This is a genomic window from Natronolimnohabitans innermongolicus JCM 12255 (assembly GCF_000337215.1).
Lineage (GTDB): Archaea > Halobacteriota > Halobacteria > Halobacteriales > Natrialbaceae > Natronolimnohabitans > Natronolimnohabitans innermongolicus.
This window is the reverse complement of the sequence record NZ_AOHZ01000017.1, coordinates 65359-89648: the sequence shown is the minus strand read 5'-3', so window position 1 is coordinate 89648 and position 24290 is coordinate 65359. Positions and strand designations below refer to the sequence as shown.

Below are 24290 nucleotides of genomic sequence, written 5' to 3'. Positions count from 1 at the left end.
AACGTCTCGGCGACGCTTGGCGGCTCGTCGGCTGGGCCACAGACGTCACCGCGGCGGATGTCGTCCTTGCCGATGCCGCGGACGTTGAACCCGACGTTGTCACCGGGTTCGGCCTTGGGAACCTCTTCGTGGTGCATCTCGATCGTCTTGACCTCGCCGCCGACGTCGCTCGGCTGGAAGGAGACGTTGTCGCCGACGTTCATCATCCCGGTCTCGATACGTCCGACGGGGACGGTACCGATACCGGAAATCGTGTAGACGTCCTGAATCGGGAGTCGGAGCGGCGCGTCCGTCGGCGGCTGGGGCTCCGGAAGATCGTTGAGGGCCTCGAGCAGGGAACGGCCGTCGTACCACGGCGTCTCGTCGGAGGCCTCGGCGACGTTGTCGCCTTCGAACGCCGAGATCGGGATGAACGAGGCGTCTTCGGTCTGGAACTGCACCTGGTTGAGCAGCTGCGTGACCTCGTCGACGACCTCGTCGTACGTCGACTCCTCGTAGTCGACGACGTCCATCTTGTTGACGGCGACGATGAGTTCGTCGATGCCGAGGGTCCGAGCCAGGAAGACGTGCTCCTGGGTCTGGGGCGCGACGCCGTCGTCGGCGGCGACGACGAGGACGGCGTGATCGGCCTGTGAGGCCCCGGTGATCATGTTCTTGACGAAGTCGCGGTGGCCCGGCGTGTCGACGATGGTGAAGTCGTATTCGTCGGTGTCGAACTCCTGGTGGGCGATGTCGATGGTGACACCCCGCTCTCGCTCCTCGGCGAGGTTGTCCATGACGTAGGCGAACTCGAAGCCGCCTTTCCCCTTCTCTTCGGCTTCCTCGCGGTGTTGTTCGATCACGTGCTCGGGAATGTTCCCCGTCTCGTAGAGGAGTCGTCCGACGAGCGTGCTCTTCCCGTGGTCGACGTGGCCGATGATGGCCAGGTTCTGGTGCGGTTTGCCTGCGCTCATTGCGGTTCTCTGTCATCTAGACGGCCGACGGGCGTAAACCCTCGTTCAGCGCGTCACGACAGTTCGGAAACCGAGACGACGATACGCGCGAACGACTCCGTTCGACTCGTTCGTCGCGGTTCGTCGCCGTAGAACGGTACCTCTTTTAGGCACCCTCTCTACCGCTCGCGTATGACCACGCTCGGACTGGTGGTCGCTGAGTTCAACCGGCCGATCACCGAGCAAATGGAGCAAGAGGCCCTCGAGGCGGCCCAATCCGCGGGCGCCGAGGTGTACGAGACGGTGCACGTCCCGGGCGCGTACGACGCGCCCCTGGCGGCCGACCGCCTCGCCCGCCTCGAGGCCGTCGACGCGGTGGCCGTGATCGGGACCGTCATCACCGGCGACACCGACCACGATCAGGTGATCACCGATGCGGCCGCCCAGCGGCTCTCCGACGTCAGTCTCGAGCGTGATACGCCCGTGACTCTCGGCGTGACGGGGCCCGGAATGTCCGCCGCCGAAGCGCGCGAACGCGTCGAAAACGCGGCGAAAGCCGTCGACGGTGCGCTCGACCTCGTCGACGAACTGCCCGCATCGGACGCAGACGCACCCGAACCCGTAGACGTAGATTCAGACGCAGCCTAACGATGTCCATGGAATTCACCGACCGCCTGACCCGAGTCGAACCGTCCGCAACGCTCGCTATCTCCGCGCTCGCGACCGAACTCGAGAACGAGGGCGCCGACGTCGTCGACCTCTCCGTCGGCGAACCTGACTTCCCGACGCCGGAAAACATCGTCGAGGCCGGCAAGGACGCGATGGACGCCGGCCACACCGGCTACACCACCTCCGCGGGGATCATCGACCTCCGCGAGGCGATCGCCGACAAGCTCGCCGACGACGGCCTCGACCACGGCCCCGAGGAGATCATCGTCACCCCCGGCGCCAAGCAGGCGCTCTACGAGATCGTCCAGGCCCTGATCGGCGACGGCGACGAGGTCGTCCTGCTCGATCCCGCCTGGGTTTCCTACGAGGCGATGGTGAAGATGGCCGGCGGGGACCTCACGCGCGTCGACCTCTCCGATTCCGACTTCCAGCTCGAGCCCGCCCTCGACGACCTCGCCGACGCAGTGTCGGACGAGACCGAACTGCTGATCGTCAACTCGCCGTCGAACCCCACCGGCGCCGTCTACTCCGACGCCGCGCTCGAGGGCGTGCGCGATCTGGCCGTCGAACACGATATCACCGTCATCTCCGACGAGATCTACAAGGAGATCACCTACGGCGTCGAGCCGACGAGCCTGGGCACGCTCGAGGGGATGGCCGACCGCACCGTCACGGTCAACGGCTTCTCGAAAGCCTACTCGATGACCGGCTGGCGACTCGGCTACTTCGCCGGCCCCGAGGAGCTGATCGATCAGGCCGGCAAACTCCACAGTCACTCCGTCTCCTCGGCCGTGAACTTCGTCCAGCACGCCGGCATCGAGGCACTCGAGAACACCGACGACGCCGTTTCCGAGATGACCGAGGCCTTCGCGGAGCGACGCGACCTCGTCGTCGACCTGCTCGAGGACCACGGCGTCGACGTCGCCGTCCCCGAAGGCGCGTTCTATATGATGCTCCCCGTCGACGACGACGACCAAGCGTGGTGTGAGGGCGCCATCGAGGACGCCCACGTCGCCACGGTGCCGGGCAGCGCCTTCGGAACCCCCGGCTACGCGCGAATCTCCTACGCCGCAAGCGAGGAGCGCCTCGAGGAAGGGATCGAGCGACTGGCCGAGGAAGGCTACCTCTAGACCGCCGTTCGACGACGAACTCACCGTCACTTCTTCGATGGCGTCGGGACCGTAGCGGCGCCGATCAGCCTCGGTACGCGGCGACGACCACAATCCTCATCTGCCCCTCGTCCGTTGTGGAGCGTATGGACGCGACCGCGGACGAACTGGCCGGCGTCGTCGACCTCTTCGGCGGGCTGACCCGTCCGGAACTCGAGCGAGCCCTCTCGGAGGCCGCCTACCGGGCGAACGGACAGTCCCTCGACGAGGACGCCCTCGAGGCGGCGATCGACGACGCACTCGAGTCGTTCGCGCTCGTCCGCCACGATCCCGGACCGGACGGTGCCGACGGTGCCGAGGATACCGAGACGCTGCTCGTCGCCGGCCCGACCGCGTTTCCGTCGGTGCCCGAACACGCCGAGGACGTTCCGCACATCCTCGACGTCGACCGTCGGCGCCTCGATCGGGCGGCGCTCGGCGAGACGGCCGACGACCGATTCACGTCGGCACTCGAGGGCGCGATCGACGACGGCGACGACGACCGATTGGCCCATCTGATCGACGTCAGTTACGACTTCGAGGCCTGGGCGCCGGTCGACCTCGCGACCGAACGCGAGCGCCTCGAGGCGGCTCGCGAGTGATCGAGTCGCCGCGTCGAAGAACTCCGGAACCGAAACGAGGATTCCGGTCGGGACCGACGATTCGGTACGCGACTCCCGGCGAGGCGACGTGAAGCCGCGACTGGACCGCACTCACGATCGCGATTAGGACCGAGCTGCAACCGAGACGAGACTGAAAGCGACCACCCACCATGCCACAGCCGACGATGACCCTCGAGCCGGTCGCGACGCACGACCCGCTCGAGATCGACGACCAGAAACACGACGCGGCGGTTCTCGCGCCGATCATCGAGCGCGACGGCGAGGACCACCTCCTGTTTACCCGTCGAGCCGACCACCTCGGCGAGCATCCCGGACAGATGAGCTTTCCCGGCGGCGGCGCCGAACCCGTCGACGAGACCATCCTCGACACCGCGCTCCGGGAGGCCCACGAGGAGATCGGCCTCGAGCCCGCGGCGGTCGATGTCGTCGGCCAGCTAGACGACATTCGGACCATCACCGAGTACGCGGTCACGCCGTTCGTCGGACGCGTTCCGGATCAGGAATACGTCCGCGACGGCTCCGAAGTCGCCGAAATCGTCGTCTTGCCGCTGTCGGGACTGCTCGATCCCGCGAACTACGAGTACGAACGCCGCGATCACCCCTACTACGGCGACATCGTTATCCACTACTTCCACGTCGACGGCTACACCGTCTGGGGCGCGACGGGGCGGATACTCGTCCAGTTGCTCGAGTTGACGACGGCGTTCGAGGCCCCCGAGCGCGTCGAGCGCTCCCGTCGGTAGCCCCGCCGAGAGCGACGTCGATCACCGACGGGGCGGCCCGCCGGAATCGATCTCTCCGACGACGGTGAGTGATCCGTCCTCGAGGTCTTCGGCACGATCCGCGTCGCCAAAGCCCGCGCTGACGACCCGGGTCAGCGCCTCCTCGACGCTCTCGTCGAGTTCGGTGATCTCGTCTGTCGAGACCTCGAGGACGAAGCCGGTCGTGATGTTCGGCGAGGTCGGCAAAAAGAGCGTCACGCGGCCGTCCTGGGTCGTCCGGCCGGTTTTGAACGCGGTCATTCGCAAGCCGTCCCAGGTCTCGACGTGAACCGGCGTCTGGAGGGTCTGTCCCTCGCCCAGTGCCGTCTCGGTGGCAGTCTTCGAGGCGTTGTAGATGACCCGAATGACGGGAACGCGGTTCGCCACGTAGTCGGCGATCCCCTCGAACACGTCGCCGGTGGTGGTGTCGGTCAGCTGACCGACGACGTACATCGCGAGCGCGATGGCACAGACGAACGAGAGAACGCGGAGTAAACTGGCCAGTTGCGCGAGCGCGTAGTCGCCCAGCCAGGGGAAAAACGGCTCGAGGAGGTCGGCGTTGAGGATGATCCCCGGCGTGATACTCGAGATGAACGCGTAGAGCGTATAGAGGATAAACAGCGTCACGAGAACGGGGCCGATGACGATGAGCCCGCGCCCGAAATCCCCTTTGACCGAACTCATCTGTCGACGCTCACACCCCGAGTCAGGCGCCCCTCCTATGAGTAGATTGTGGACTCGAATGGACTGCGGCGGAGCGCCGACCGATCGGTCGCAACCACACACACGTAAGTGTCAGCCACTCCCAGTCACTCGCATGACGGCTTCCGTTCGCGCGCTCACCGTTCGAACGCAGTATCGATCGACCGCATCCTTCCCACCCGCCGGACCGGCGCGTGATCGGCCATGATCGACGACGTCGACGAGGACCCGGAGATCGCCGTCGGGGCGGACGCGTTCACCCAGTCTGGCGCCGGCCTCGAGATCGCCGTCGTCGGCGGCGGCGCCGTCGGCGCGACGGCAGCCTACGACCTCGCTCGCAAGGGCGCCGACGTGACGCTGTACGACCGGGGCCAGATCGCCGGCGGCTCGAGCGGCCGCGCGGCGGGCGTCTGTTACGACGCGTTCGCGGATCCGCTCGACGCCGAAATCGGCGGCGACGCCATCGAACGCTTCCGAGTCCTCTCCGGCGACGAGACGTTCCCGTTCGTCGAGTGCCCGTACGTCTGGTTCGCCCAGGCGGGCGACGCCGACCGCGCCGAGGCGATCCGCGGGCAGGTCGAACGGATGCAGGAAAACGGGACGGTCGCCCTCGAGGCCGACGACGACGCGCTCGCCGACCGGTTCGACGCGCTGGAGACCGACGACGTCGCAGCCGCGGGGATCGCCGGCGCGGCGGGCTACACCGACCCGGCGAAATACACCGCGTGTCTCGCCGCCGCGGCCGACGGCGCCGGCGCGACGCTCGCGCCCGACACGCCCGTCGAGGTCCGGTACGATCCACCGCGCGTCGTCCGCACGGAACCACGCTCCGCGGGCGAGAGCGAACGCGAACGCGAGGTCGACGCGGTGGTCGTGGCCGCCGGCGCCCACACGAAACGGGTCCTCGCGGACGCGGGCGTTTCGATCGCGATGAAACCTTACCGCGTCCAGGCGCTGGTCGCCGACTGCGACCTCTCGGAGCCGATGTGGTACGACGCGACCGAGAACTACTACGTGCGTCCCCACCCCGACGGCCTGCTCGCCGGCGACGGGACCGAACGCGTCGAAGCCGATCCCGACGAGTACGATCGAAACGCCGATCCGGGGTTCGCTGACGACCTGCTCGGGCGCGTTCGAGGTCGGCTCCCCGACGCGTCGGTCGAACTCGAGCGCGCCTGGGCCGGCCTCTGTACGGCGACGCCGGATCGGGACCCGCTGGTCGGCGAGGTACGCGACGGGCTGTACGTCGCGACCGGATTCCACGGCCACGGCTTCATGCGCGCGCCGGCGATCGGACAGCGCCTCGCCGAGGACGTCCTCGGCGAGGACGGGATCGACGCCTTCGACCCCACCCGCTTCGACGGCGACGAGGCGTTCGAGGTCGTCGACGGCATGTCGATCGAGGCCGAAACGGAGCGCTGAAAATCGACGGCGGGTCGGTCGACTCGAGACGCTCGAGCTGTACAACTCGAGTCGATTCGAGAACGGCAGAAAACGGCGCGGAGAACAGAGACCGATGGATGGAGATGGCAGTCCGTCTCAGTCGTCGGCCGTAATCTCGTCGGCTTCGCGGGACTCGTCCGATTCATCGGCGCTGTCGGACTCGGTTTCGCCAGTCGAATTCGACTCTGAACTCGAATCCGACTCCTCGGTGACCGACTCCTCGGTCGCGTCGGCGGCCGTCTCGAGCGACGGATCCTTCGGAATATCGATGCGGAGCGTGCCGCTTTCGGTCAGCGTCGCCGTCCCTGCATCGGGGTCGACGATCGCGTCCTCGGGAAGGTCGGCCTCACCGTCGAGTTCCATTCCGCGGCCGGGAAATCGGATCTCGTAGCGGTCGCGGTACTCGCGGAAACGCTCGAGTCGAATCTTGACGGTCCCCTCGAGATAGCGCACCTGGACGTCGTCGGGTTCGACGCCCGGCGCGTCGAAGACGACCTGGTAGGCGGTCTCGTTCTCGAGGACGTCGACCGGGAGCGAGCGGTGAGACTGGACGTGTCCGCTCGCGCGACCGACCTGTCGGTAAAGCGCGTCACCGATCGATTTCCGGAGGTCGCCGAGACTCACGAGAACTCACCCCTGAGCGAGGCCGTCGGGGAGGTGTAGGGGACCAGGAGGTGCATCCGAGACATTACGTATCAGTGGATACACTGTCCGCATTCATATCCCTTTTGATGGTTCAAAATAAACGTCTGACGGATTGCCCGTTCACGGGAGTGATAGCAGCCGCCCACGGCTACAGTTCGACGCGCTCGAGGCAGTCGCTGCCGCCGCAGACGGGACAGGCGAGGTCGGGCACCTCGAGGTCGTCGGGCACGTCGTAGGTGTAGTGGTTCTCGAAGAGGTCGAGAAAGCAGTCCTCGTCGGTACAGACGATTTCCTCGGTCGGTGGCATGCCGGCTAGTTGCCCCACGAGGACCATCAACGTCGGGGTTGCGGCACGCCCTCCCACGCGGCGGTCGGATACCGGCTACCGCATCCGGTCGACGCGACGCCCGTCCCCGATTCGAATTGGCGTCTGGGTATCCGGTGTGTCCGCCCGTCGTTACACAGGTACAGCGCGAACGCCCACGAGTTCAGTCGGTCTGTTCGTCCGCGCTCGTTTTCCGTCGGATCCACTCGAGACCGAGGGCGCCTCCGACGATGCCGGCGCCGGTGGTGAGCCCCGGCGTCGCGTCCGCGTCTTCGGCGGCGGCTGTCTCATCGGCGGATTCGGCTCCCTCTTCGTCGCTCCCGGACGATTCCTCGTCGCCGAGAACGTCGTCGGTCGGAGACTCGTCTGTGGTCTCGGTATCGGTCGACTCGTCGTCTGTGAGCTCGTCGGTGCTCGTCTCGTCGCCTGTCCCCTCGGTTGACTCACCGTCCGTAGCATCGTCTGCGTCGTCGCCGTTGGCCGATTCGCTCTCCGTACTCCCGTCTGCACTCTCGTCCCCGTTTGCGTCTCCGTCGTCAGATCCGTCTGATTCTCCGTCGTCGGACCGCTCTCGGAGCGCGACGAGTTCGTCGTCGTGGCTGACGTAGAGGGTGTCGCCGCTGAGCGCACGGATCGGACCCACCGGGACTTCGTCGCCGGAGCGGGCCCAGCGTTCGGTTCCGTCGCGCTTATCGAGGGCGACGAGATCCGCGCTGTACGCCGCACTCGGCGGATGCTCCGCCTCGTGGACGTAGGCGTAGACGGTCTCGCCGGCGATGGCGGCCGACACTTGACTGTAGTGAATGTCGACTTTCCACTCGTACTCGTCGTCTGCGGCGTAGGATCGCCCGTAAAACGCGTGGGCGTCCCCGCCGACGTACATCTCGTCGTCGAGGACCAACTCGACGTACTCCGAGGTCGCAGCCGCGATACGCTCGCCCGTCTCGGCGTCCCTGATCGGGCTCCCGTAGTACGACCCGCCGACGATGACGCCCGTCGCCGTCGCGCGAGACGGTCTGTCCGACCAGTCGGTCGTCGCCTCGACCCGCCAGCGTTCGTCGCCAGACTCGGGCTCGAGGGCGAGCGCGAACCCCTCGGTGACGGCGTAGACGACGCCGTTCGCCGCGGCGACGTCCGAGCGAAACTCGTCGGTCTCGCCGTCCTCGTCCTCGACGGCGTCGAGTTGCCAGCGAACCGAGCCGTCGTCGGCCTCGAGTGCGTAGAGCGTCCCCTCGACGACGACGAAGACGGCGCCGTACGCGACCGTGTGTCGGCTGACCGCGTTCCGGTCCTCGGGATCGACGTCGCTGCTCCACCGAATCGAGCCGTCGGCGCGGTCGAGCGCGACGATTTCCCCGTGCTCGCCGGAGACGTAGACGGAGTCGCCGTCGACCGCCGGTTCACTCGCGTGGCCGACGTCGTCGGCCTCCCAGACGACCGAGCCGTCCGCCGCCTCGAGAGCGACGACCGCGGACTCGTTCGTCGCGTAGATCGTCTCGTCCGTGACGGCGACTGATCCGACGTGGTCGATGTCGACGGACCAGGCGGGCTCGAGCGCTTCGCCGTCGAATTCGGGGTCGTTCGGGACGGAGCGAGCGTTGCCGGCGCCGCCGTCGGCTGACAGCCACTGCTCGTCGAGGTCCGGGTTCGGTTCCAGGGACGGATCCGGGCGGTCGGCGGCTGTCCCCTCGTCGTCGGCGTCGAACGCACCGACGCCGTTCGAAGCGATCCCACTGGCGACGGCGAGTGCCACACTGGTCGCGAGAACCGAGCGACGGTTCCACATTGGCATATCTCGACGGGACGGACCCAGCGACATTACTATCGAGTTTGTAGCGCGAGTTTCGGCTCGGACAACCGTTTTCGTAGCGGACACCACCCCAGTACTGGAGTGCGAATCGCGTGTCGTTTTCCCACTCGAGGCGCTGTCGGTGCTAGTGGCTTCCCAAGCCTGAACTGATGGGGCGAATCATGCGGTGTGGTCCGATTCGCCCCATCAGTCGACGCTTGGGAGGGTACTANTGCTAGTGGCTTCCCAAGCCTGAACTGATGGGGCGAATCATGCGGTGTGGTCCGATTCGCCCCATCAGTCGACGCTTGGGAGGGTACTAGCCGTGTCTCGGTTCGAACGTGCGTGGCTTCCTCGGTTGTCTGCGTCAGACGCCTCCTGTTCTCCGACGACCGACGATCAGAAGCCTCTCAACGACTTGAGATACGCGATCATCTCGTCCACTCGCTCGGGTTCGTCCGTCCAGAATCCGTAATACTGGCCCTCTTCGCGCTCTTCTGCGAGCAGTCCGCACTTCTTCAGATCGCTTCCACCGCCGTCGAACAACACGAACCAGAACGCGCCGATCTCACTCGCCGCATCGGACACCACGTCGATTCCGTCGACTGTCTCCCCGCGCCATTCGTTTTCGACGAAAACCGTTACGGTCAGATCGCACTCCCGAACGAGCCGTTCGTAGACCGGGAGCTGCGTCCTGAAAGCTGCCGTGTTCTGAAAGCCGATGAACATCGCTCCCGAGCCGGTTCGCCAGGCTCGCTCCTCGATTTCGCGGCTGACGGCCAGCAGTTGCCGTCGATCGTAGGAAGTGAAAATCGTGTTCTCGAGGAATCGAAACCGCTCGGCGGCATCGTCGTCCCCGTTGCCGATTCGCCACGGGGGGTGGATCTCAGGCGAGAGCATCGCCTCGAGATGCTCGACCCCGACCGCAGCGCGAAACTCGCGATCAGCGTCCCGGACGATCACGAAGTCGGGGTTCTTTACCGACAACGCCGGCTTGCGGACGATGCGAACGTTCCGCGTCGAGAATTGCTGTTCGAGTTCCGAGGCAATTCGGTCGCGGTCCGTGTGAACTTCGAGGAGCTGGCGTCGCTCGGCGACGCTGTCGAACTGGTCCCGGAGGTTCTCCATCTGTATCAGACCTCGTCGTTCCTGTTCTCCAGTAGCTCGCGGAAGACCGGCGGAATCTCGTCCGTTTCGACGGTTTGGGCCTCGCTGTCGAACTCGAGGTAGCCGACGTCGTCGAGTTTCGGGAGGACGACGTGATACAGCCAGAGCCGGATTCGTTCGTGATCGCTTGACGTCACGATCGACCCCGTTTCTGCAGCCTCGAGTCCGGCCACCACATCCGTAAGCGCCTCGAGCGTTACCGTCGATTCGTCCACGACTGACGCCAGGACGTACCGAGTATACCGGTCCGAGAGCACCCACAGGAGGTGGTCAGCGGCTGTGTTACGCTCCACCTCCTCGGTTGTCTCGAGTATCGCACGCAGCCACTCATTGTCCATGCTGAGTGCTACCACGCAGTACCAGAAATACGTATTCACCCGTCACTTCCGAGACGTAAGCGAACGTCGTTCGATGCGTCTAGTTGCCCCATACGCTGGCGATGGAACCGTCAGCTCGGAGTGGCGTCTTCACAGTCGGATCTCGAGAAGCCGCCGCTGCTGTGACGAGCGTCGATCCAGTCCCCGTCACGCCGACGAGTCCGCGATAGCGATGCAGTTGTGTAGTCATCGTTTTACCACTCGAGACGTTACCCGACGCTATGACCGACCCCGAGACGCTTTCGGTGACGATCGTCGACGGCTACGTCGACGAGCCCGCACACTTCGGGGTGCCGCCGTACATCTCGACGTACCCCCGCTACGCGGCGGGCGCGCTCGTCGACGCGGGCGTTCCCCGCGAGCAGATCACCTATCATACGATCGACGGCCTGCGCGAGGAGACCAACCGCTGGCGCGACGTCGACGAGGCCGACCTCATGATCTACCTGGGCGGGATGACCGTCCCCGGGAAGTACGTCGGCGGAACGCCGGCCGAACCCGACGAGGTGCGCAAACTGGCCTGGACCGCAAACGGGACGAGCCTGATGGGCGGCCCCGTCAAGTTCGGCGTCGGCGAGGAAAACGCCGGCGCGACCGAGACCGAACGCCAGGATCTTGACTTCGACTTCGTCGCCAAAGGCGACGTCGAGGCCGCCGTCTACGACTTGGTCGAGAGCGGCCTCGAGGGGTTCAACAACCGGATGCGCGATATCGACGAGGTGTCGCGGTGGGCCCAGGAGGGCGCGTTCGTCGTCGAACAGCATCCGAACCACCCAGACCACCTCATCGCCGAACTCGAGACCTCTCGAGGCTGTGCCTATCGGTGTTCGTTCTGCACCGAGCCGCTCTACGGCAACCCCGAGTTCCGACCGCCGCCGTCGGTCGTCGGCGAGGTCGACGCCCTCTCCGACCGCGGCGTCACCCACTTTCGAATCGGTCGCCAGGCGGATATCCTCGCCTACGGCGGCGACGGCGAGGCGCCAAATCCCGACGCGCTCAGACAGCTCTACGGCGGGATCCGCGACGTCGCACCCGATCTCGAGACGCTCCACCTCGACAACATGAACCCAATCACGATCGTCGAGTGGCCCGAGAAGTCTCGGGAGGGGATCCGGATCATCGCCGAACACAACACGCCCGGCGACACCGCCGCGTTCGGCCTCGAGTCGGCCGACCCGGTGGTCCAGGAGGAAAACAACCTGAACGTCTCCGCCGAGGAGTGTTTCGAGGCTGTCCGAATCGTCAACGAGGAAGGGGGCTGGCGACCCGGTGAGGATCACGCGGACGGGCCCACCTTCGGCGACGACGCCCCGCGTCGACTTCCCAAACTGCTGCCCGGAATCAACCTCTTGCACGGTCTCAAGGGCGAACGTGAGGAGACCTACGAGCGCAACCTCGACTTTCTCAACCGGGTCTACGACGAGGGATACATGCTCCGACGGATCAACATCCGGCAGGTGATGTCCTTCGCCGGGACGGAGATGAGCGAGACGGGCGCCGAGATCGCACGGGAGCACAAGAAGCTCTTCAAGCGGTACAAGCGGCAGGTTCGCGAGGAGATCGACAACCCGATGCTGGCCCGCGTCGCTCCGCCGGGAACCGTGTTGCCGAACGTCCACCTCGAGTACCACCAAGATGGGACGACTTTCGGCCGCCAGCTGGGAACCTACCCGCTGCTCGTGGGTATCCCCGGCGAGCGAGAACTGGGGCGAACGATCGACGTCGCGGTCGTCGACCACGGCTATCGCTCCGTGACCGGCGTCCCCTACCCCCTCGACCTCAACGCGGCCTCGATGGACGAGCTCACGGCGATTCCGGGCATCGGCAGCAGTACGGCCGGTGACATCGTCGTCAATCGACCCTACGACTCCGTCGCCGACGCGGATCTCGGAACGGCGGTCGACCTCGAGGGGGTCGCGACGGCGGGCGCCCTCGAGCCGGGAGGCGCGGACTGACGGTCGAAACCGTGGACCGCTCACTCGGAAGATGGACCGAGTTCGCCGGAATATCCGCCAATAGCCGTGAGTTGGTGACTCTCTGTCGGTAGAACTATTATGGAGGCGCTTCAGTGATGAAACTGAGGGTCTACCTGTGGAGATATCTGAAAAACTCCTGTGTCTGTTCAGTGCGGACGTCTCGGCAGAGGAGGACCGATACGTCATCGAGGTACCACGTCAAGAAGTCGAAACCGGCGACATCGACCCGGGGGAGGTCTATCGCGTCGCGCTGATCTCTCGCGAGGACGAGGCGACGGCGGACGGGGAAACGACGAGCCAACCGCAGACGGCGCCGTCAGAACCGCAGCCGCCGGTCGACGTCGGCGAAACGCGCTACGTCGAGATCGAAGACATCGGCAAGCAGGGCGACGGCATCGCTCGCGTCGAGCGCGGCTACGTCATCATCGTCCCCGGCGCCGACGTCGGCGAACGCGTCAAAGTCGAAGTCACCGAGGTCAAATCGAACTTCGCGGTCGGCGAAATCATCGAGGAGACCTTTTAACGGCGTCACGCCGCGTCTCGCGGCTCCTCGCCGCTTCGTTTCCGGTTTTCAGTTGTCGCTATTCGACACAGCACGCGAGTGGATCGACGTCGATCGTCTCGAATCACTTACTGCACGGAGTCATCGACGCCGAGCGCAGTGGCGACGAGACTGGCCTGGCCGCGGCGCAACAGATCGGAGGCGGTCGACACCGAACAGTCGAGTTCGGCCGCGACCTCCTCGAGCGTCGCCGTTCGGGGAATCTCGTAGTAGCCGTTCTCCCAGGCGGTCCGCATCGCTCGGCGCTGTTTCGCGGTGAGTTGCGAGCGCGGAATCTGCGGAATCGAGCCGACGCCGATCACGTCGACCGTCAGTTCGTCCGGAATCTCCTCGAGAATGTCTCGGAAGTCGCGTTCCGTGACGACGAGCGAGACGAGCATCCGTCGGTCGGGCAGGTACTCGATGGGCGGGATCACCGCGAGCGTCTCGCGCTGGAGCGCGGTTGCGAGCGCGCTGTTGTAGGCGCCGAGTTCGTTCCGAATGTAGGAGTAGCAGCCGTCGGATCCGTCCGGATACACCTCGTACTCGTCGACCACGGTCTTTCGGCGGAGCGCGGTTTCGTACACCTCCGGCTCCCCCTCGACGTAGTTGATCGTGGTCTCGACGCCGTCGGCGACGGTAATGTAGAGGATGCGTTCCCGCGACAGTCCGTCCGTCGTACAGATCAGCGAGTGGATCGGATGGATCGTCGCCTCCGTGTGCGTGATCGCGATTCGAATCGCCCTCATCTCCCGGCCCTACGGTTCCGTCGTCGGGAACCCACTTAAACTTGCGAACTGTTCCGTGCGAAGCGTTTGGCCCATACGCCCCGTCCGTCGGGAGCATGCGCTCGAGTGGGAGTTCTGACACAGATGACGATACTGACACGAATACGAATACGGATTCGGTGGCGCAATCCGAGACGCTCCTCGAGTTACTCGGCGATCGGTACGCCCGGCGGATACTCGAGTCAGTACGCGCCGAGCCGATGACCGCACAGCGCGTCGCCGACGCCGCGTCGATTGCGGAGCCGACGGCGTACCGACGGCTCGACCGACTGGAGCGAGCCGGACTCGTCGCGTCGGAGCTCTCGATCGACGCCGACGGAAATCACTACAAGCAGTATCGTGCCGTTCTCGAGCGCGTACTGATCGCGTTCGGTGACGACGGCCCGACGGTTTCGGTTCGAACCAGCCGCCGGCGCGGAGATGAACGACGTAATCCCGCGCCGACCGACGAAACCCCCGGATAACCGTAAGTGACGGGAACGCTACCGCGGAATCGTCTCGCGGAACGTCTCCGGATCGTCGTGGAAGCAGTCGCCGACGACGATGGCGTCCGCGCCGGCCTCGAGAATCTCCTGGGCTTTCGCTCGGCTGTCGATTCCGCCGCCGTAGACCAGCGTCGTCTCCTCGAGGTAGCGAGCGGCGGCCTCGACGTCTTCGGGGCCGCCGTAGGTGCCCGAGTACTCGACGTAGAAGACGGGGAAGCCGTAGAACGCCTCCGTCGCGAGGGCGGCGCCCGCGACCTGGTCGGGCGTGTACCGCTCCTCGACGCCCGACACGTCCGCCGCAGCCGAGTCGAGGTGTTGGACGACGTAGCCCTCGCCGACGAGTTTCTCGGTGAGATCGCCGATCGCGTCGACGGCCTTCGACGTGATCCGGTTGCCGACGAGGGGGATGCTCGTTCCGAGAATCTCGTCGGGTTTGCGCCCAACCTCGGTGAAGAGGTCGACGTGCTTCCCGACGAAGTGCTCGCGGTTGCCGTTGTAGACCGCCGGCACCGCGACTCCGTCGACCGCATCGATCGTCTCGGAGGAGACGTGATCCGAGTCGTACGGCTCCTGGAGAACAGGCAGCGACGGAAAGGCGTCCTCGAGCGCATCGATGGTCTCTATCGTGTTGCGTTCGGTGACGTCGTCGGAGCCGCCGACGATCACCAGATCGGTTCCTGCGAGGACGTCAAGCGTGGGCGGCAGCGGCTTGGCCGGATCGACCTTCGTAACGTGGGTGATTCCGTCCCAGTCGAGATCCATGCTGACGGCTTCGAAGAAGCGGGTCAATTTCCTATCGGTTTCGTGCTGGTCCCCTCTCGATTCCGGGGCCGATTCCGTGAGGCGGTTATCCGCCGATCAGCGCCGGTTCGATTGCGACCCGTTCGACCGGTCCTCGCGGGGCGTCCCGTCGATTCGCTTCGCTCCCTCGGAGTCGTGAACGACGACCTCGCCGGGGTCGGGATCCGCGGGCGCGTACTCGTCCCGGACGGCGATCGCCTCCTCGAGTTCGCGAACCGCTCGCTCCTTCAGCGCGCGCGCCAGATCTTCGGCGTCTTCCCGGGAGATGTCGCGCCCGAGTCCTTCGCACTCGTGGGCGCGGACGACGCCCTCCTCGCCGCCGTCGTCGGCGTCTCGTCGCGCCGGAAGCGCAACGCTGTCGACGGGTTCGCCCATCGGCTGGCTGGTTCCCGCGAGCGCAATGCTGAACGGATAGGTCCGACAGATCAGCGGCCGATCGTCGTGGGCGACGCAGGCGCCGGTTCCGTCGTCGTCCTCCGCGTAGAAGACGCAGTCGCCACAGCCGTCCGTCTGCAGCGCCCACTCGAAGGTCTCTCCCTCGAGGTCGCCGTCTTCGTTCTCGGACAGGCCGTAGGGCATCGGACGGGCGACGTCGCGCCAGCCGGAGTCGTCGTCGTACTCGTCGCTCGCCTCGAGGTCGCGCACTTCGTCGGGAAACACCGTCGCCGTGTGTTCTTCGTCGCCGTGGCCCGTACAGCAGGCCCCACAGCGGGTACACTCGAAGCCGATCGACTCGATGGCGTCCGCGAGGTCGTCGACGGCGAGGTCCCGGGCGGTCTCGAGTTCGGCTTCGAGCGATTGCACACCGGAGGATGGCCGTCGAGGCGGAAAAGTCAGTCGCTCCGCGGCCTCGGGCGTGTCAATCCGTGCGCGACCGAGCGCGCTCGCCGTCCCACTCGAGTCGACCCTCCACGGCGAGTTTCTCGAGGTGTGCGACGACCGTCGCTTCGGCCAGATCGCGAACCCCCGAGAGATCCTTTTCGTAGGCGGACTCGAGAATCGCCGCGAGCGTTTCGTTCCCCTCGTCGACGGCCGCCAGGACCTTTCGTTCTCGACGTGTTCGATGTGCGAGCAGTCGCTCGAGCGTCTCCCGCGGCGATTCGATCACGGGACCGTGGCCCGGCCAGAGCGCCGGCGGGTCGGTCGTCCATAGCCGCCGAAGGGTCGATACGTACGCGCGCATGTCCCCCTCGGGCGCGCCGACGACGACGCTCCCCTCGCGGAACGCGCAGTCGCCGCACAGAATCGGACCGCCGCGACCGGCTTCGACAGCGACGTGGTCGGGCGCGTGACCGGGAGCGTCGAGCATCCGCAGGCGTCCCTCGCCGAGCGAGAGCGTCGTTCCGGCCGTGAACGTTCGGTCGGGCTCGCGGCCGGTCGCGTCGGCGAACCGGTCCTCGCGCCCGTATCGAGCCCAGCAGGTCGCACCCGTCTCGTCGGCGTACTCGGTAACTGCGCCGACGTGATCCCGATGAGGGTGCGTGAGCAGGATGTGCTCGACCTCGCGGTCGGCGACCAGTCGGTCGAGGTCGTCGGTGCGCGCCGCGGGATCGACGAGGACCGCGGGGTCGTCACCGAGGAGATAGGCGTTCGTCTGCCCCGTCGGCGCGCGCGTGGGAACCGAGACCGAACAGCGAGTGAGTTCCATGGCTCGAGGATCGAAGCGGACCGAAAAATGCGTGTCGGGACTGGGGCCGGTCGTCCACCCCTCCCGTTCCCCCAGGTCGGCGTGGGCACGAACCGAGTCGCCAGTCGTCGCGGTACTGAGACGTCGCTCGCGAATCGACTCATACGGATTGCTGTCCCGATGTCCCGGCGCACCCGCCGCCCGGGTCGCGGGTGCGCCGGACCTGACGGACAGTAACCCGTATCAGTGTTTCAGGTAGTAGACCTGCTTGCGCGCGTCGCGGAAGCTGTATCGGGAGCCGACGAGTCCGACGTCCTCGAGTCGGTTGAGCGCGTAGCGGACGGTTCGGTCGGGAAGCAGCGATTCCTCGGCGAGTTGGCCCTGCGAGAGCGGCGAGTCGGTCTCGAGCACCTTGGCGACGAGTTTCGCACTCGGCGGCAGGTCGCGGAGACGGTCGCGGTATTCGTCCTCTGAGAGGAGTTCCTCGGCAGCACCGGCACGGTCCTCGGCAGTACTCATGCTCATACCTATGCCAGCGGAATCGCTGATGGTAAAGCTTCCCTATATGTGGATACGAATAGTTCAGTTTGTATAAGGAGTATTAATGGTGGTATAACACAACATTCGATCCCCGCCGAACAGCAACCGGTGCAGTCCCCTATTTCGTCCCCGAAACGGGCGTCGACGATCGCGTTTTCCCGACAATCGTCCACCGAGCATCGCCGACAGCGAATCACGACTCGCCGTCTCAGCGTTCACTCGCGAGCGCGCGTGTCAGTCCGGGACACGTTCGCTCGCCGATAGACTCCAGTATCGTTTTATCCTCCCGCTCCTGTAGTTTCGCCCAGTGTGAAAGGACAGGAGTGGTACCAGGCCGACGACGTCGCCGAGGAGTACGACGACAAGCGTTTCTCCCAGGGCGGGCAGCTGATCGACCGCCGGGAGAAGGAGGCCGTCCTCGAGGCCATCATGCCCGTCGAGGACCGGAACATCCTCGAAATCGCCTGTGGTACCGGGCGATTTACCGTGATGCTCGCCGAGCAAGGCGCCGACGTCGTTGGACTCGATATTTCGGCGGCGATGTTACAGCAGGGGCGAAAGAAGGCCCAGAACGCCGATCTGGATGGAACCCTCGAGTTCCTTCGGGGTGACGCGGGGCGGCTGCCGTTCCCGGACGATCACTTCGATACCGTGATCGCGATGCGGTTTTTCCACCTCGCGGACGATCCGGAGGCCTTCTTAAAAGAGATGCGCCGCGTCTCTCGCGACCAGATCGTCTTCGATACGTTCAATCGATTCTCGGCGCGCAGCGTCTACAACTGGGCGCTGCCGATGGGGTCGCGGCTGTACTCGCGCAGCGAAATCGCGATCTTGCTCGCGAAGACGGAGCTGACGCTGGTCGACGTCGAAGACGACTTCATCGTTCCCTACGGACTCTATCGATCGATCCCCAACGGGCTCGCGTCGCCGATCCGGAAACTCGATACGGCGATCGGCAAGCTGCCGGTCACCGACCACCTCGCGTCGGTCTCCTACTGGAACACCCACGTCCGGTAACTCGAGTACGGCAGTCGTCGTCCAGCGTTTCGCAGCCGATCCGTACAGTCGACTGTCCCGACCGTGTGGCGCGGCCAAACCCCCCTATTTTTACTATCGATGGGCGCTACCACCCTGTATGGAGCTCTCGGTAGTCGTATCGACGCTCAACGACCGAGAGCAGTTACTCTCGTCGCTCGACGCGCTCACCGAACGGACACCGGCGTCGACGGAAGTGATCGTCGTCAACGGTCCGTCCTCGGACGGAACCACCGGCGTCGTCCGCAACCGTTCCGACGTCGACGTTCTCGTCGAAATATCGGAGCGAAACGCCAACGTCTCGCGCAACGCGGGGCTGCGAGCCGCGACGGGCGACGTCGTCGCCTTCATCGACGGCGAGTACGCGGTCGAGCCGAGTTGGTACGGCGCCATCGAGGGCGCGCTCGGCGACGAAACGGACGTCGACGTCGTCACCGGTCCAGTTACGGGCAGCGATCTCGATCACAGCCTTCGGACGCCAAAGACGGTCGCGAGACGAAGCGTCACCCACTTCGACGGGGACAACGTCGCGTTCGACCGCACCGTCCTCGAGGCCCTCGACGGGTTCGACGAACGCCTCGAGGTCGGCGGCGCGCGCGACTGTGCACACCGCGTGGCCGGTCTCGGGTTCGAGGTCGACTGGAACGCGGAGATGGCCGCCCGTTGCGAGGTCGGTACCGACGGGGGCCGGGCCGACCGCAACTGGGGCGGGACGTATCGATCGCGGGCGTATCGACTCTCGAAGAACTACGGCCTCCGGCCGACGGTCGTCGCTCGGCTCGCGGGGAGTTCGCTTCGCGACGGATTCGAGAGCGCACGCGACGTTCTCGGCGGGAGCAAGACGCCGACCGGCTGGATCGCCGACGGCGTCGCCGTCGCCGCTAACATCGTGCGCGGACTCGGCGGCGGACTCCGGGCTCGCTGGGCCGACCGCTCCACGCGGCGAAATCCCCACGGGCTCTCGAAGCGCCACGACCGCGCGGTCCAGATCTACGATCGACGCGATTCGTGATCGGCAGGTGCGGGCGCGGTGGGCCGGATAGCCGCCGTCAGCCCTCGAGAACTTCGTACGTGACGTCGGCTTCTCGAAGCGTGTCCGTGACGCGACCGACCGCGTCGGTCGTCGCGACGACGGTTACCTCGAGTCCGCGCTCGGCGCCCTCGGCGGCGACCTCGCCGGCGGCGAACGGAACGGCCGGATCGTTTCCGGACTGTCGACAGGCGACGACGGCTTCCACGCCGGCGGCGACGACGAGATCCGATTTCTCACAGTGGTCGGCGAGGACGTCGTCGTCGACCGCGCGACTGCCGCCCGTCCGAACCGCAGGAACCTGCAACACGGTAACCGTCCCCGGCTCGAGATCCATGACGCCCTCGAAGCTGTTGACGCCGACGTCGGTTCCGGCCTCGGCGTCGGTCGTCGCGACGCCGGTTGCCGGTCCCTCGTCGCCGGGTTCGGCGTGGAGCAGCCCGTCGCGGACGAACAGGGAGACGGTCTCCCCTTCCTCGATGTCGTCGGTGGCGATGTAGGCCGCTTCGCTCATCGCGTCCAGCACGTCGCCGGTGACGTGGTCGGCGAATCGGCGAATGTCGTCGGACGTCTGGAACAACCGATCGACGCCCTCGGGGGTCACGCGGTACCGCGAGCGTCCCTCCTTCTCGACGAGGCCGTCGTCGACCAGTTCGCGGATGTACTCGCTGACGGCCTGACTCGTCACACCGACTTCCTCGGCGATCTCTCCCTGGCTTACTGCGGGCTGACGATCGGCGATCTGAACGAGGATCCGAAACCGCGTCGCGACCCGCTTGTTGTCGAGGACGTCGACCATACCTCGAGACTTTCACGAGTAGCCCAAAAAGTGGCCCGGTCGTCGGTCGACTCGACGCGAACGCGTTCGGTGCCGGCCGAACCGCGAGGCGTCAAGTTGATAGCGAGGGGGTACGTCAGTTCGCCATGACTATGCCGACCGTATTTTCGGCGACCGACGCGGCGTCGGTCGGCGGCCTCGAGACGACGCTGACGGGCGCGTCGACGCTGACGCCGGTGTCGATGCCGGCGGTACTCGGCTCGGTCGGCGCGACGGATCTCCTCGCGTGGGTTTCGATCGGCGCCTTCCTCACCGCCTTGCTCCTTCGCTGGCGGGGCGTCGCCGAGCCGGCGCGGTATCTCGGGACCGGCGCCTGGCTCTCCTTCGGCGTCTTCTGGGCGACGATGGCGCCGTACTACTACTACGACGTCCAGAGCCCGCTCCAGACGATCCTCGCGCTGATCGCCCTCCCGCTGTGTGCCTACACCGGCTACCTGCTCTGGAACGGCCGCGACTCGCTGTTCTTGCTGACGAAGGCGATCGCGCTGATGGGCGTGATCTACCTCCCCGCCGAGACGATCCCGGTCGTCCGACAGTGGCTGATCGAGACGACCGCGACCCAGACCCACTACGGGATGGAACTGCTCGGCCACAGCCCCGGCATCGAAGAGGGATCGAACGGCTACCAGAGTCGCTTCGCTTTCGACTCCGACGAAACCGTCACGGGACGGACCACCTACATCATCCTCGCCTGTACCGGGCTCGGAAGCATGGCGATCTTCGGCGGGCTGATCGCCGCCGTGAAGGCGCCGCTGCGCCGGAAGGTCGCGGCCTTCGCGATGGCCGTCGGCGTCATCTGGTTCCTCAACCTCCTGCGCAACGTCTTCATCGGTCTCGCCTCGCCGTGGGGCTGGTTCCAGCAGGACTGGCTGGTCTCGTTTATGACCACGTACATGGGCGCCGAGGCCGACCGCGTCTCCTATCTCGTCGCGCACAACTACATCTCGCAGGCGCTGTCGGTCGTCGCCCTCGTCGGGATCACCTACCTGCTGATCAAAATCCTCCCCGAGATCCTCAAACCGCTCGAGGAAGTCCTGTTCGTCGTCACCGGCACCGAGTACGACCTCTTCGACGCGCTCGGAAAGTCGGAGGTCCGCGCGGACGGCGGCGCCGAACACGACCGCCGCGCCGAGCAGTGACCGACGTCGACCTCCCCGTTTCGCCCGTCGAGCGCGCGCTGTACGTTCCCGGAGCTGACGCCCTCGTCGTCGCCGACGTCCACCTCGGCCGCGCCGCGGACTCGCGTATCGACGCCCCCATCGACGACGGCACCGACGTTCGCGAGCGACTCGCCGACCTCCTCTCTCGTACCGCTCCGCGGACGGTCGTCGTCGCCGGCGACCTCCTCCACTCCTTTCGTCGACTCCCGCGGGGCGTCGAGGACGATCTCGCCGCCCTCGAGGATTGCGTCGCCGACGCCGGCGCCGACCTCGTCGTCACGCCCGGCAACCACGACCCGCTGCTCGAGTCGGTCTTCGACGGCGAGACGGCGCCGGCGTATCGGCTCGCGGACGACGAGACGGTAGTCTGTCACGGCCACGAGCGGCCCGAACTGGACGCGGACGCGGATGCGGACGTAACGCGCTACGTCGTCGGCCACGACCACCCCGCGCTCTCCGTCGACGGCCGAACGGTCCCTTGCTTTCTCTACGGGCCGAACGCGTACGCCGGCGCCGACGTAATCGTGTTGCCCGCGTTCACGACGCTGGCTGCCGGTGCGACGGTCAACGGTATGCGCACCCGCGACTTTCAGTCGCCGCTGGTGACCGACGCCGACGCGTTCCATCCGGCGGTGTGGGACGACTCGAGCGGGGAGCCGCTGTGGTTTCCGGCGCTGGGAGAGTGTCGACGGCTGTTGTGACTTCTCCCACGACTCAAGTCGTGAGCTTTCTCCTCGAATTTCTGTAACACCCAGTCGGGTGTCGGTTCGGAACGGCTGCCTACCGGGACGCTCCGTCAGTACCTCGAGTTCATCGGCGTCGAGTGCCGTTTCGGTGCTCTTCCGTCTTGGCGACGCGCGGCGTTCGAACGCCACTGCCGTGGACGCGATGGTCGGCGGCGTCCACTAGAGGTGTCGTGGCGGTCGGTTGCCCTCGCGCTGTGGTCGCGGGACACCGCGGGAAGGGCCGGTGCCGGTCGACGAACGCCGACGGGAGAAAGTGTGGATCCGTCGGAAGTAGTCGGTTGTTGTGATGGTTCGGACGATGTTGCGGACAGAACCAAATCCATGTCGGAAGAATCTCCCCAACACCGCCTTCGTGTGGATATTTGTCTAAAACAGCCGCCACTTTCCGGACGCATTCGCAATACTTATCCCGTATCCTGGTCATTTCCTAATCGCAATGGCAAACGGAACGGTTGACTTCTTCAACGACACGGGCGGCTACGGTTTCATCGAGACGGACGACGCTGACGACGACGTGTTCTTCCACATGGAAGATGTCGGCGGCGAGGACCTCACCGAGGGAACGGACATCGAATTCGACATCGAACAGGCCCCCAAGGGCCCGCGCGCGACGAACGTCGTCCGCCAGTAACACCGGTTTACGCCGTCGGTAGCTGCTGACGACGTGATAACCGATCTTTCTCACGAACGCTACTCACTCGAGAGCGACCGGTTCGTGACGGTTCGATACCACCCGAGCCGCTCCCGATCGAAAGCGACGGCTTATCCGTTCGAGAGATCCTCGAGCGCCGCCTGGGCCGCATCTCGCCCGCTTCGCATCGCCCCCTGGATCGACGACCAGCGCGTGTAGTCGCCGGCCAGGTAGACGGCGCCCTCCGGGTCCCTGGCGTCCGGCAACCCCTCGTGGACCCCCGGCGGCTGAGCGAACTGCGCGAACTCGATTCGCTCGGTGTGGACCGCCTCGAGGTCGTCGAAGACGCGTTCGGGATACCACGACTCGAGGGCGGTCCGGGTCCGCTCGGCCAGTTCGTCGTCGGTCGCGTCCGGCCGACCCAGATAGGTCGCACTCAGCAGCGTCGTTCCCTCGGGCGCGTACGACGGCGCGACCGCGCTGTGGGGGACGACGTGGTTCGGCCCCCCGTCGCCGGCCGCGTTCAGGAGCAGTCGCTTGCTCGTCTCGAGCGCCCCCCGTCCGACCAGCGCATAGTACTGCGTCACGCAGCTCCGGGCGTCGGTGGGGATCGACTCGAGTTCGGTCACCTCGCGGGCGGTCGGCGGATCGGTCGCGACGACGACGGCGTCCCACTCCGCGGCGCCGTCGGCGGTCGTCACCGTCACGGCGTCGCCGTCGCTCGCGCTCGAGTCGGTCCCAGCGTCGACGGCCGTCACCTCGCGGTCGGTTTCGATCGTCGCGCCGAACTCCCGAACGCGGTCGGCGAGCTGGGTCGGAATCGCCTCCATTCCCGTCGCCGGCACCGCGGCGCCGCCGGCCGCGAGCGCCCGGAAGGTGTACTCGAAGACGCGCCGCGAGGTCGACAGCGACCGATCGAGGGTGATACCGCCGTAGAAGGGCGCGACGAAGTTCGCGATAAATCCTTCCGAAAAGCCGTGAGTGCGGAGGAACTGCTGGATCGACTCGTCGTCGCCCTCGAGGTCGTCGAAGAACGTCTCGGGCTCGAGGCGCCGGAGGGACGCCCAGAGCCGTGCGACGCGGAGTCGGTCGCCGACCGTGATATCGGGGTTGAACAGCGTCGCCGGGAGCGTCCGCGGGGCGTCCAGCGGATCGGCGAGCACCGAACGGTGATTCGGCCGAGCGATGGTCGCGCCCGAGGTGAACCGCCGCAGGTCGAGCGCCTCGAGGTCGAGTTCTCGCCGGACGGCGGGATAGGCCGGGAACAGCACCTGAAAGCCCCGGTCGAATCGAAAGCCGTCGCGCTCGATCGTGCGGACGCGGCCGCCGACGGCGTCGCGACGCTCGTATAGCGTGACGTCGGCGCCGCCGCCGGAGAGGTGGCGCGCCGCGACGAGGCCGGCGAGGCCGCCGCCCGCGACGAGCACCCGTGGAGTGCGCTGCATACGCGAGTGGTGCGACGGGCGAACGGAAAGGCGTTGACCCAACGATCCAGTCTCGATCCCCCGAAT

At 66.2% G+C, this 24290-nt stretch carries 27 protein-coding genes; 13 read left to right on the top strand and 14 right to left on the bottom strand.

The features are described 5' to 3' along the window. Positions 1-953: elongation factor 1-alpha (locus tag C493_RS03800; RefSeq protein WP_007258083.1), on the bottom strand; the 953-nt coding region annotated here is incomplete at its 3' end. 171 nt (positions 954-1124) lie between these two features. On the opposite strand from C493_RS03800, the gene ribH reads away from it, so the two are divergent. The 4 genes from ribH to C493_RS03780 all read left to right on the top strand — a co-directional run bounded on the left by ribH (position 1125) and on the right by C493_RS03780 (position 4115). After that, entirely contained in the window at positions 1125-1580 is a 456-nt protein-coding gene (ribH, locus tag C493_RS03795) for a 6,7-dimethyl-8-ribityllumazine synthase (RefSeq protein ID WP_007258082.1), read from the top strand. A gap of 2 nt (positions 1581-1582) precedes the next feature. Continuing rightward, positions 1583-2731: a pyridoxal phosphate-dependent aminotransferase gene (locus C493_RS03790; RefSeq protein WP_007258081.1), complete on the top strand. Its 1149-nt coding sequence runs from the start codon at positions 1583-1585 to the stop codon at positions 2729-2731. A gap of 125 nt (positions 2732-2856) precedes the next feature. Beyond that, positions 2857-3351 carry a DUF7109 family protein gene (locus C493_RS03785; RefSeq protein WP_007258080.1) on the top strand — a complete coding sequence of 165 codons (495 nt, stop codon included), beginning with the start codon at positions 2857-2859 and terminating at the stop codon, positions 3349-3351. A 170-nt stretch (positions 3352-3521) separates the two neighbouring features. Beyond that, entirely contained in the window at positions 3522-4115 is a 594-nt protein-coding gene (locus C493_RS03780; protein WP_007258079.1) for an NUDIX hydrolase, read from the top strand. Between the two features lie 21 nt (positions 4116-4136). On the opposite strand, the gene C493_RS03775 is transcribed toward C493_RS03780, so the two are convergent. Then, the gene (locus C493_RS03775; protein ID WP_007258078.1) at positions 4137-4817 is read right to left on the bottom strand and encodes a DUF502 domain-containing protein; all 681 of its coding nucleotides are present in this window, start codon (positions 4815-4817) and stop codon (positions 4137-4139) included. Between the two features lie 222 nt (positions 4818-5039). Here C493_RS03775 and C493_RS03770 point away from each other — a divergent pair, with 222 nt between their 5' ends. Further along, the gene (locus tag C493_RS03770; RefSeq protein ID WP_007258077.1) at positions 5040-6257 is read left to right on the top strand and encodes an NAD(P)/FAD-dependent oxidoreductase; all 1218 of its coding nucleotides are present in this window, start codon (positions 5040-5042) and stop codon (positions 6255-6257) included. A 117-nt stretch (positions 6258-6374) separates the two neighbouring features. Here C493_RS03770 and C493_RS03765 read toward each other — a convergent pair whose 3' ends face one another. The 5 genes from C493_RS03765 to C493_RS03750 all read right to left on the bottom strand — a co-directional run bounded on the left by C493_RS03765 (position 6375) and on the right by C493_RS03750 (position 10542). After that, positions 6375-6902 carry an Hsp20/alpha crystallin family protein gene (locus C493_RS03765; protein WP_007258076.1) on the bottom strand — a complete coding sequence of 176 codons (528 nt, stop codon included), beginning with the start codon at positions 6900-6902 and terminating at the stop codon, positions 6375-6377. A gap of 169 nt (positions 6903-7071) precedes the next feature. Next, entirely contained in the window at positions 7072-7230 is a 159-nt protein-coding gene (locus tag C493_RS23345) for a DUF7559 family protein (protein WP_007258075.1), read from the bottom strand. A 181-nt stretch (positions 7231-7411) separates the two neighbouring features. Then, a complete protein-coding gene (locus C493_RS03760; protein WP_161606879.1) occupies positions 7412-9040 on the bottom strand; it encodes an outer membrane protein assembly factor BamB family protein in 1629 nt (542 codons plus the stop codon). Positions 9041-9436: 396 nt separating this feature from the next. Then, positions 9437-10165 (bottom strand): DICT sensory domain-containing protein, encoded by a 729-nt coding sequence (locus C493_RS03755; protein ID WP_007258073.1) that lies wholly within the window; start codon positions 10163-10165, stop codon positions 9437-9439. Positions 10166-10170: 5 nt separating this feature from the next. Further along, positions 10171-10542: a DUF7344 domain-containing protein gene (locus tag C493_RS03750; protein ID WP_007258072.1), complete on the bottom strand. Its 372-nt coding sequence runs from the start codon at positions 10540-10542 to the stop codon at positions 10171-10173. 260 nt (positions 10543-10802) lie between these two features. Here C493_RS03750 and C493_RS03745 point away from each other — a divergent pair, with 260 nt between their 5' ends. Both C493_RS03745 and C493_RS03740 read left to right on the top strand, forming a co-directional pair. Beyond that, the gene (locus C493_RS03745; RefSeq protein ID WP_007258071.1) at positions 10803-12536 is read left to right on the top strand and encodes a radical SAM protein; all 1734 of its coding nucleotides are present in this window, start codon (positions 10803-10805) and stop codon (positions 12534-12536) included. 136 nt (positions 12537-12672) lie between these two features. Then, positions 12673-13080: a TRAM domain-containing protein gene (locus C493_RS03740; RefSeq protein ID WP_007258070.1), complete on the top strand. Its 408-nt coding sequence runs from the start codon at positions 12673-12675 to the stop codon at positions 13078-13080. Positions 13081-13187: 107 nt separating this feature from the next. Here the strand turns inward: C493_RS03740 and C493_RS03735 are convergent, their stop codons facing one another. After that, the gene (locus C493_RS03735) at positions 13188-13847 is read right to left on the bottom strand and encodes a helix-turn-helix domain-containing protein (protein ID WP_007258069.1); all 660 of its coding nucleotides are present in this window, start codon (positions 13845-13847) and stop codon (positions 13188-13190) included. A gap of 158 nt (positions 13848-14005) precedes the next feature. On the opposite strand from C493_RS03735, the gene C493_RS03730 reads away from it, so the two are divergent. Then, complete coding sequence (locus C493_RS03730; protein ID WP_007258068.1) at positions 14006-14350, top strand: ArsR/SmtB family transcription factor; 345 nt, start codon at positions 14006-14008, stop codon at positions 14348-14350. An 18-nt stretch (positions 14351-14368) separates the two neighbouring features. Here the strand turns inward: C493_RS03730 and C493_RS03725 are convergent, their stop codons facing one another. The 4 genes from C493_RS03725 to C493_RS03710 form a co-directional block, all read right to left on the bottom strand. Beyond that, positions 14369-15133, bottom strand: coding sequence for a heptaprenylglyceryl phosphate synthase (locus C493_RS03725; protein ID WP_007258067.1), 765 nt, complete (start codon positions 15131-15133; stop codon positions 14369-14371). A gap of 96 nt (positions 15134-15229) precedes the next feature. Next, positions 15230-15976, bottom strand: a complete 747-nt coding sequence (locus C493_RS03720) for a YkgJ family cysteine cluster protein (protein WP_007258066.1) — start codon at positions 15974-15976, stop codon at positions 15230-15232. A gap of 55 nt (positions 15977-16031) precedes the next feature. Then, complete coding sequence (locus tag C493_RS03715; protein WP_007258065.1) at positions 16032-16820, bottom strand: MBL fold metallo-hydrolase; 789 nt, start codon at positions 16818-16820, stop codon at positions 16032-16034. Positions 16821-17042: 222 nt separating this feature from the next. Further along, a complete protein-coding gene (locus tag C493_RS03710; RefSeq protein ID WP_007258064.1) occupies positions 17043-17324 on the bottom strand; it encodes a MarR family transcriptional regulator in 282 nt (93 codons plus the stop codon). A 324-nt stretch (positions 17325-17648) separates the two neighbouring features. Between C493_RS03710 and C493_RS03705 the strand changes: the two genes are divergently transcribed. After that, positions 17649-18356, top strand: coding sequence for a class I SAM-dependent methyltransferase (locus C493_RS03705; protein WP_007258063.1), 708 nt, complete (start codon positions 17649-17651; stop codon positions 18354-18356). A gap of 118 nt (positions 18357-18474) precedes the next feature. Then, positions 18475-19386 (top strand): glycosyltransferase family 2 protein, encoded by a 912-nt coding sequence (locus tag C493_RS03700; RefSeq protein ID WP_007258062.1) that lies wholly within the window; start codon positions 18475-18477, stop codon positions 19384-19386. Positions 19387-19423: 37 nt separating this feature from the next. Here C493_RS03700 and C493_RS03695 read toward each other — a convergent pair whose 3' ends face one another. Then, entirely contained in the window at positions 19424-20203 is a 780-nt protein-coding gene (locus tag C493_RS03695) for a DUF7839 domain-containing protein (RefSeq protein WP_007258061.1), read from the bottom strand. Positions 20204-20334: 131 nt separating this feature from the next. Between C493_RS03695 and artA the strand changes: the two genes are divergently transcribed. The 3 genes from artA to C493_RS03680 all read left to right on the top strand — a co-directional run bounded on the left by artA (position 20335) and on the right by C493_RS03680 (position 22779). Continuing rightward, a complete protein-coding gene (artA, locus tag C493_RS03690) occupies positions 20335-21381 on the top strand; it encodes an archaeosortase A (RefSeq protein ID WP_007258060.1) in 1047 nt (348 codons plus the stop codon). After that, on the top strand, positions 21378-22103 hold the full coding sequence (locus tag C493_RS03685) for a metallophosphoesterase (RefSeq protein WP_007258059.1): 726 nt from the start codon (positions 21378-21380) through the stop codon (positions 22101-22103). The genes artA and C493_RS03685 overlap by 4 nt, the downstream gene beginning before the upstream one ends. A gap of 481 nt (positions 22104-22584) precedes the next feature. Further along, positions 22585-22779, top strand: coding sequence for a cold-shock protein (locus C493_RS03680; protein WP_007258058.1), 195 nt, complete (start codon positions 22585-22587; stop codon positions 22777-22779). Positions 22780-22910: 131 nt separating this feature from the next. Here C493_RS03680 and C493_RS03675 read toward each other — a convergent pair whose 3' ends face one another. Continuing rightward, positions 22911-24224 (bottom strand): NAD(P)/FAD-dependent oxidoreductase, encoded by a 1314-nt coding sequence (locus C493_RS03675; protein WP_049889108.1) that lies wholly within the window; start codon positions 24222-24224, stop codon positions 22911-22913. Positions 24225-24290: the final 66 nt, after the last annotated feature.

What these genes read in the sequence shown, in the direction of transcription:
- ribH (WP_007258082.1), top strand. Translation starts at nt 1,125, where the DNA reads ATGACCACGCTCGGACTGGTGGTCGCTGAGTTCAACCGGCCGATCACC.
- C493_RS03790 (WP_007258081.1), top strand. Translation starts at nt 1,583, where the DNA reads ATGTCCATGGAATTCACCGACCGCCTGACCCGAGTCGAACCGTCCGCA.
- C493_RS03785 (WP_007258080.1), top strand. Translation starts at nt 2,857, where the DNA reads ATGGACGCGACCGCGGACGAACTGGCCGGCGTCGTCGACCTCTTCGGC.
- C493_RS03780 (WP_007258079.1), top strand. Translation starts at nt 3,522, where the DNA reads ATGCCACAGCCGACGATGACCCTCGAGCCGGTCGCGACGCACGACCCG.
- C493_RS03775 (WP_007258078.1), bottom strand. Translation starts at nt 4,817, where the DNA reads ATGAGTTCGGTCAAAGGGGATTTCGGGCGCGGGCTCATCGTCATCGGC.
- C493_RS03770 (WP_007258077.1), top strand. Translation starts at nt 5,040, where the DNA reads ATGATCGACGACGTCGACGAGGACCCGGAGATCGCCGTCGGGGCGGAC.
- C493_RS23345 (WP_007258075.1), bottom strand. Translation starts at nt 7,230, where the DNA reads ATGCCACCGACCGAGGAAATCGTCTGTACCGACGAGGACTGCTTTCTC.
- C493_RS03760 (WP_161606879.1), bottom strand. Translation starts at nt 9,040, where the DNA reads ATGCCAATGTGGAACCGTCGCTCGGTTCTCGCGACCAGTGTGGCACTC.
- C493_RS03755 (WP_007258073.1), bottom strand. Translation starts at nt 10,165, where the DNA reads ATGGAGAACCTCCGGGACCAGTTCGACAGCGTCGCCGAGCGACGCCAG.
- C493_RS03750 (WP_007258072.1), bottom strand. Translation starts at nt 10,542, where the DNA reads ATGGACAATGAGTGGCTGCGTGCGATACTCGAGACAACCGAGGAGGTG.
- C493_RS03745 (WP_007258071.1), top strand. Translation starts at nt 10,803, where the DNA reads ATGACCGACCCCGAGACGCTTTCGGTGACGATCGTCGACGGCTACGTC.
- C493_RS03735 (WP_007258069.1), bottom strand. Translation starts at nt 13,847, where the DNA reads ATGAGGGCGATTCGAATCGCGATCACGCACACGGAGGCGACGATCCAT.
- C493_RS03725 (WP_007258067.1), bottom strand. Translation starts at nt 15,133, where the DNA reads ATGGATCTCGACTGGGACGGAATCACCCACGTTACGAAGGTCGATCCG.
- C493_RS03715 (WP_007258065.1), bottom strand. Translation starts at nt 16,820, where the DNA reads ATGGAACTCACTCGCTGTTCGGTCTCGGTTCCCACGCGCGCGCCGACG.
- C493_RS03710 (WP_007258064.1), bottom strand. Translation starts at nt 17,324, where the DNA reads ATGAGCATGAGTACTGCCGAGGACCGTGCCGGTGCTGCCGAGGAACTC.
- C493_RS03700 (WP_007258062.1), top strand. Translation starts at nt 18,475, where the DNA reads ATGGAGCTCTCGGTAGTCGTATCGACGCTCAACGACCGAGAGCAGTTA.
- C493_RS03695 (WP_007258061.1), bottom strand. Translation starts at nt 20,203, where the DNA reads ATGGTCGACGTCCTCGACAACAAGCGGGTCGCGACGCGGTTTCGGATC.
- artA (WP_007258060.1), top strand. Translation starts at nt 20,335, where the DNA reads ATGCCGACCGTATTTTCGGCGACCGACGCGGCGTCGGTCGGCGGCCTC.
- C493_RS03680 (WP_007258058.1), top strand. Translation starts at nt 22,585, where the DNA reads ATGGCAAACGGAACGGTTGACTTCTTCAACGACACGGGCGGCTACGGT.
- C493_RS03675 (WP_049889108.1), bottom strand. Translation starts at nt 24,224, where the DNA reads ATGCAGCGCACTCCACGGGTGCTCGTCGCGGGCGGCGGCCTCGCCGGC.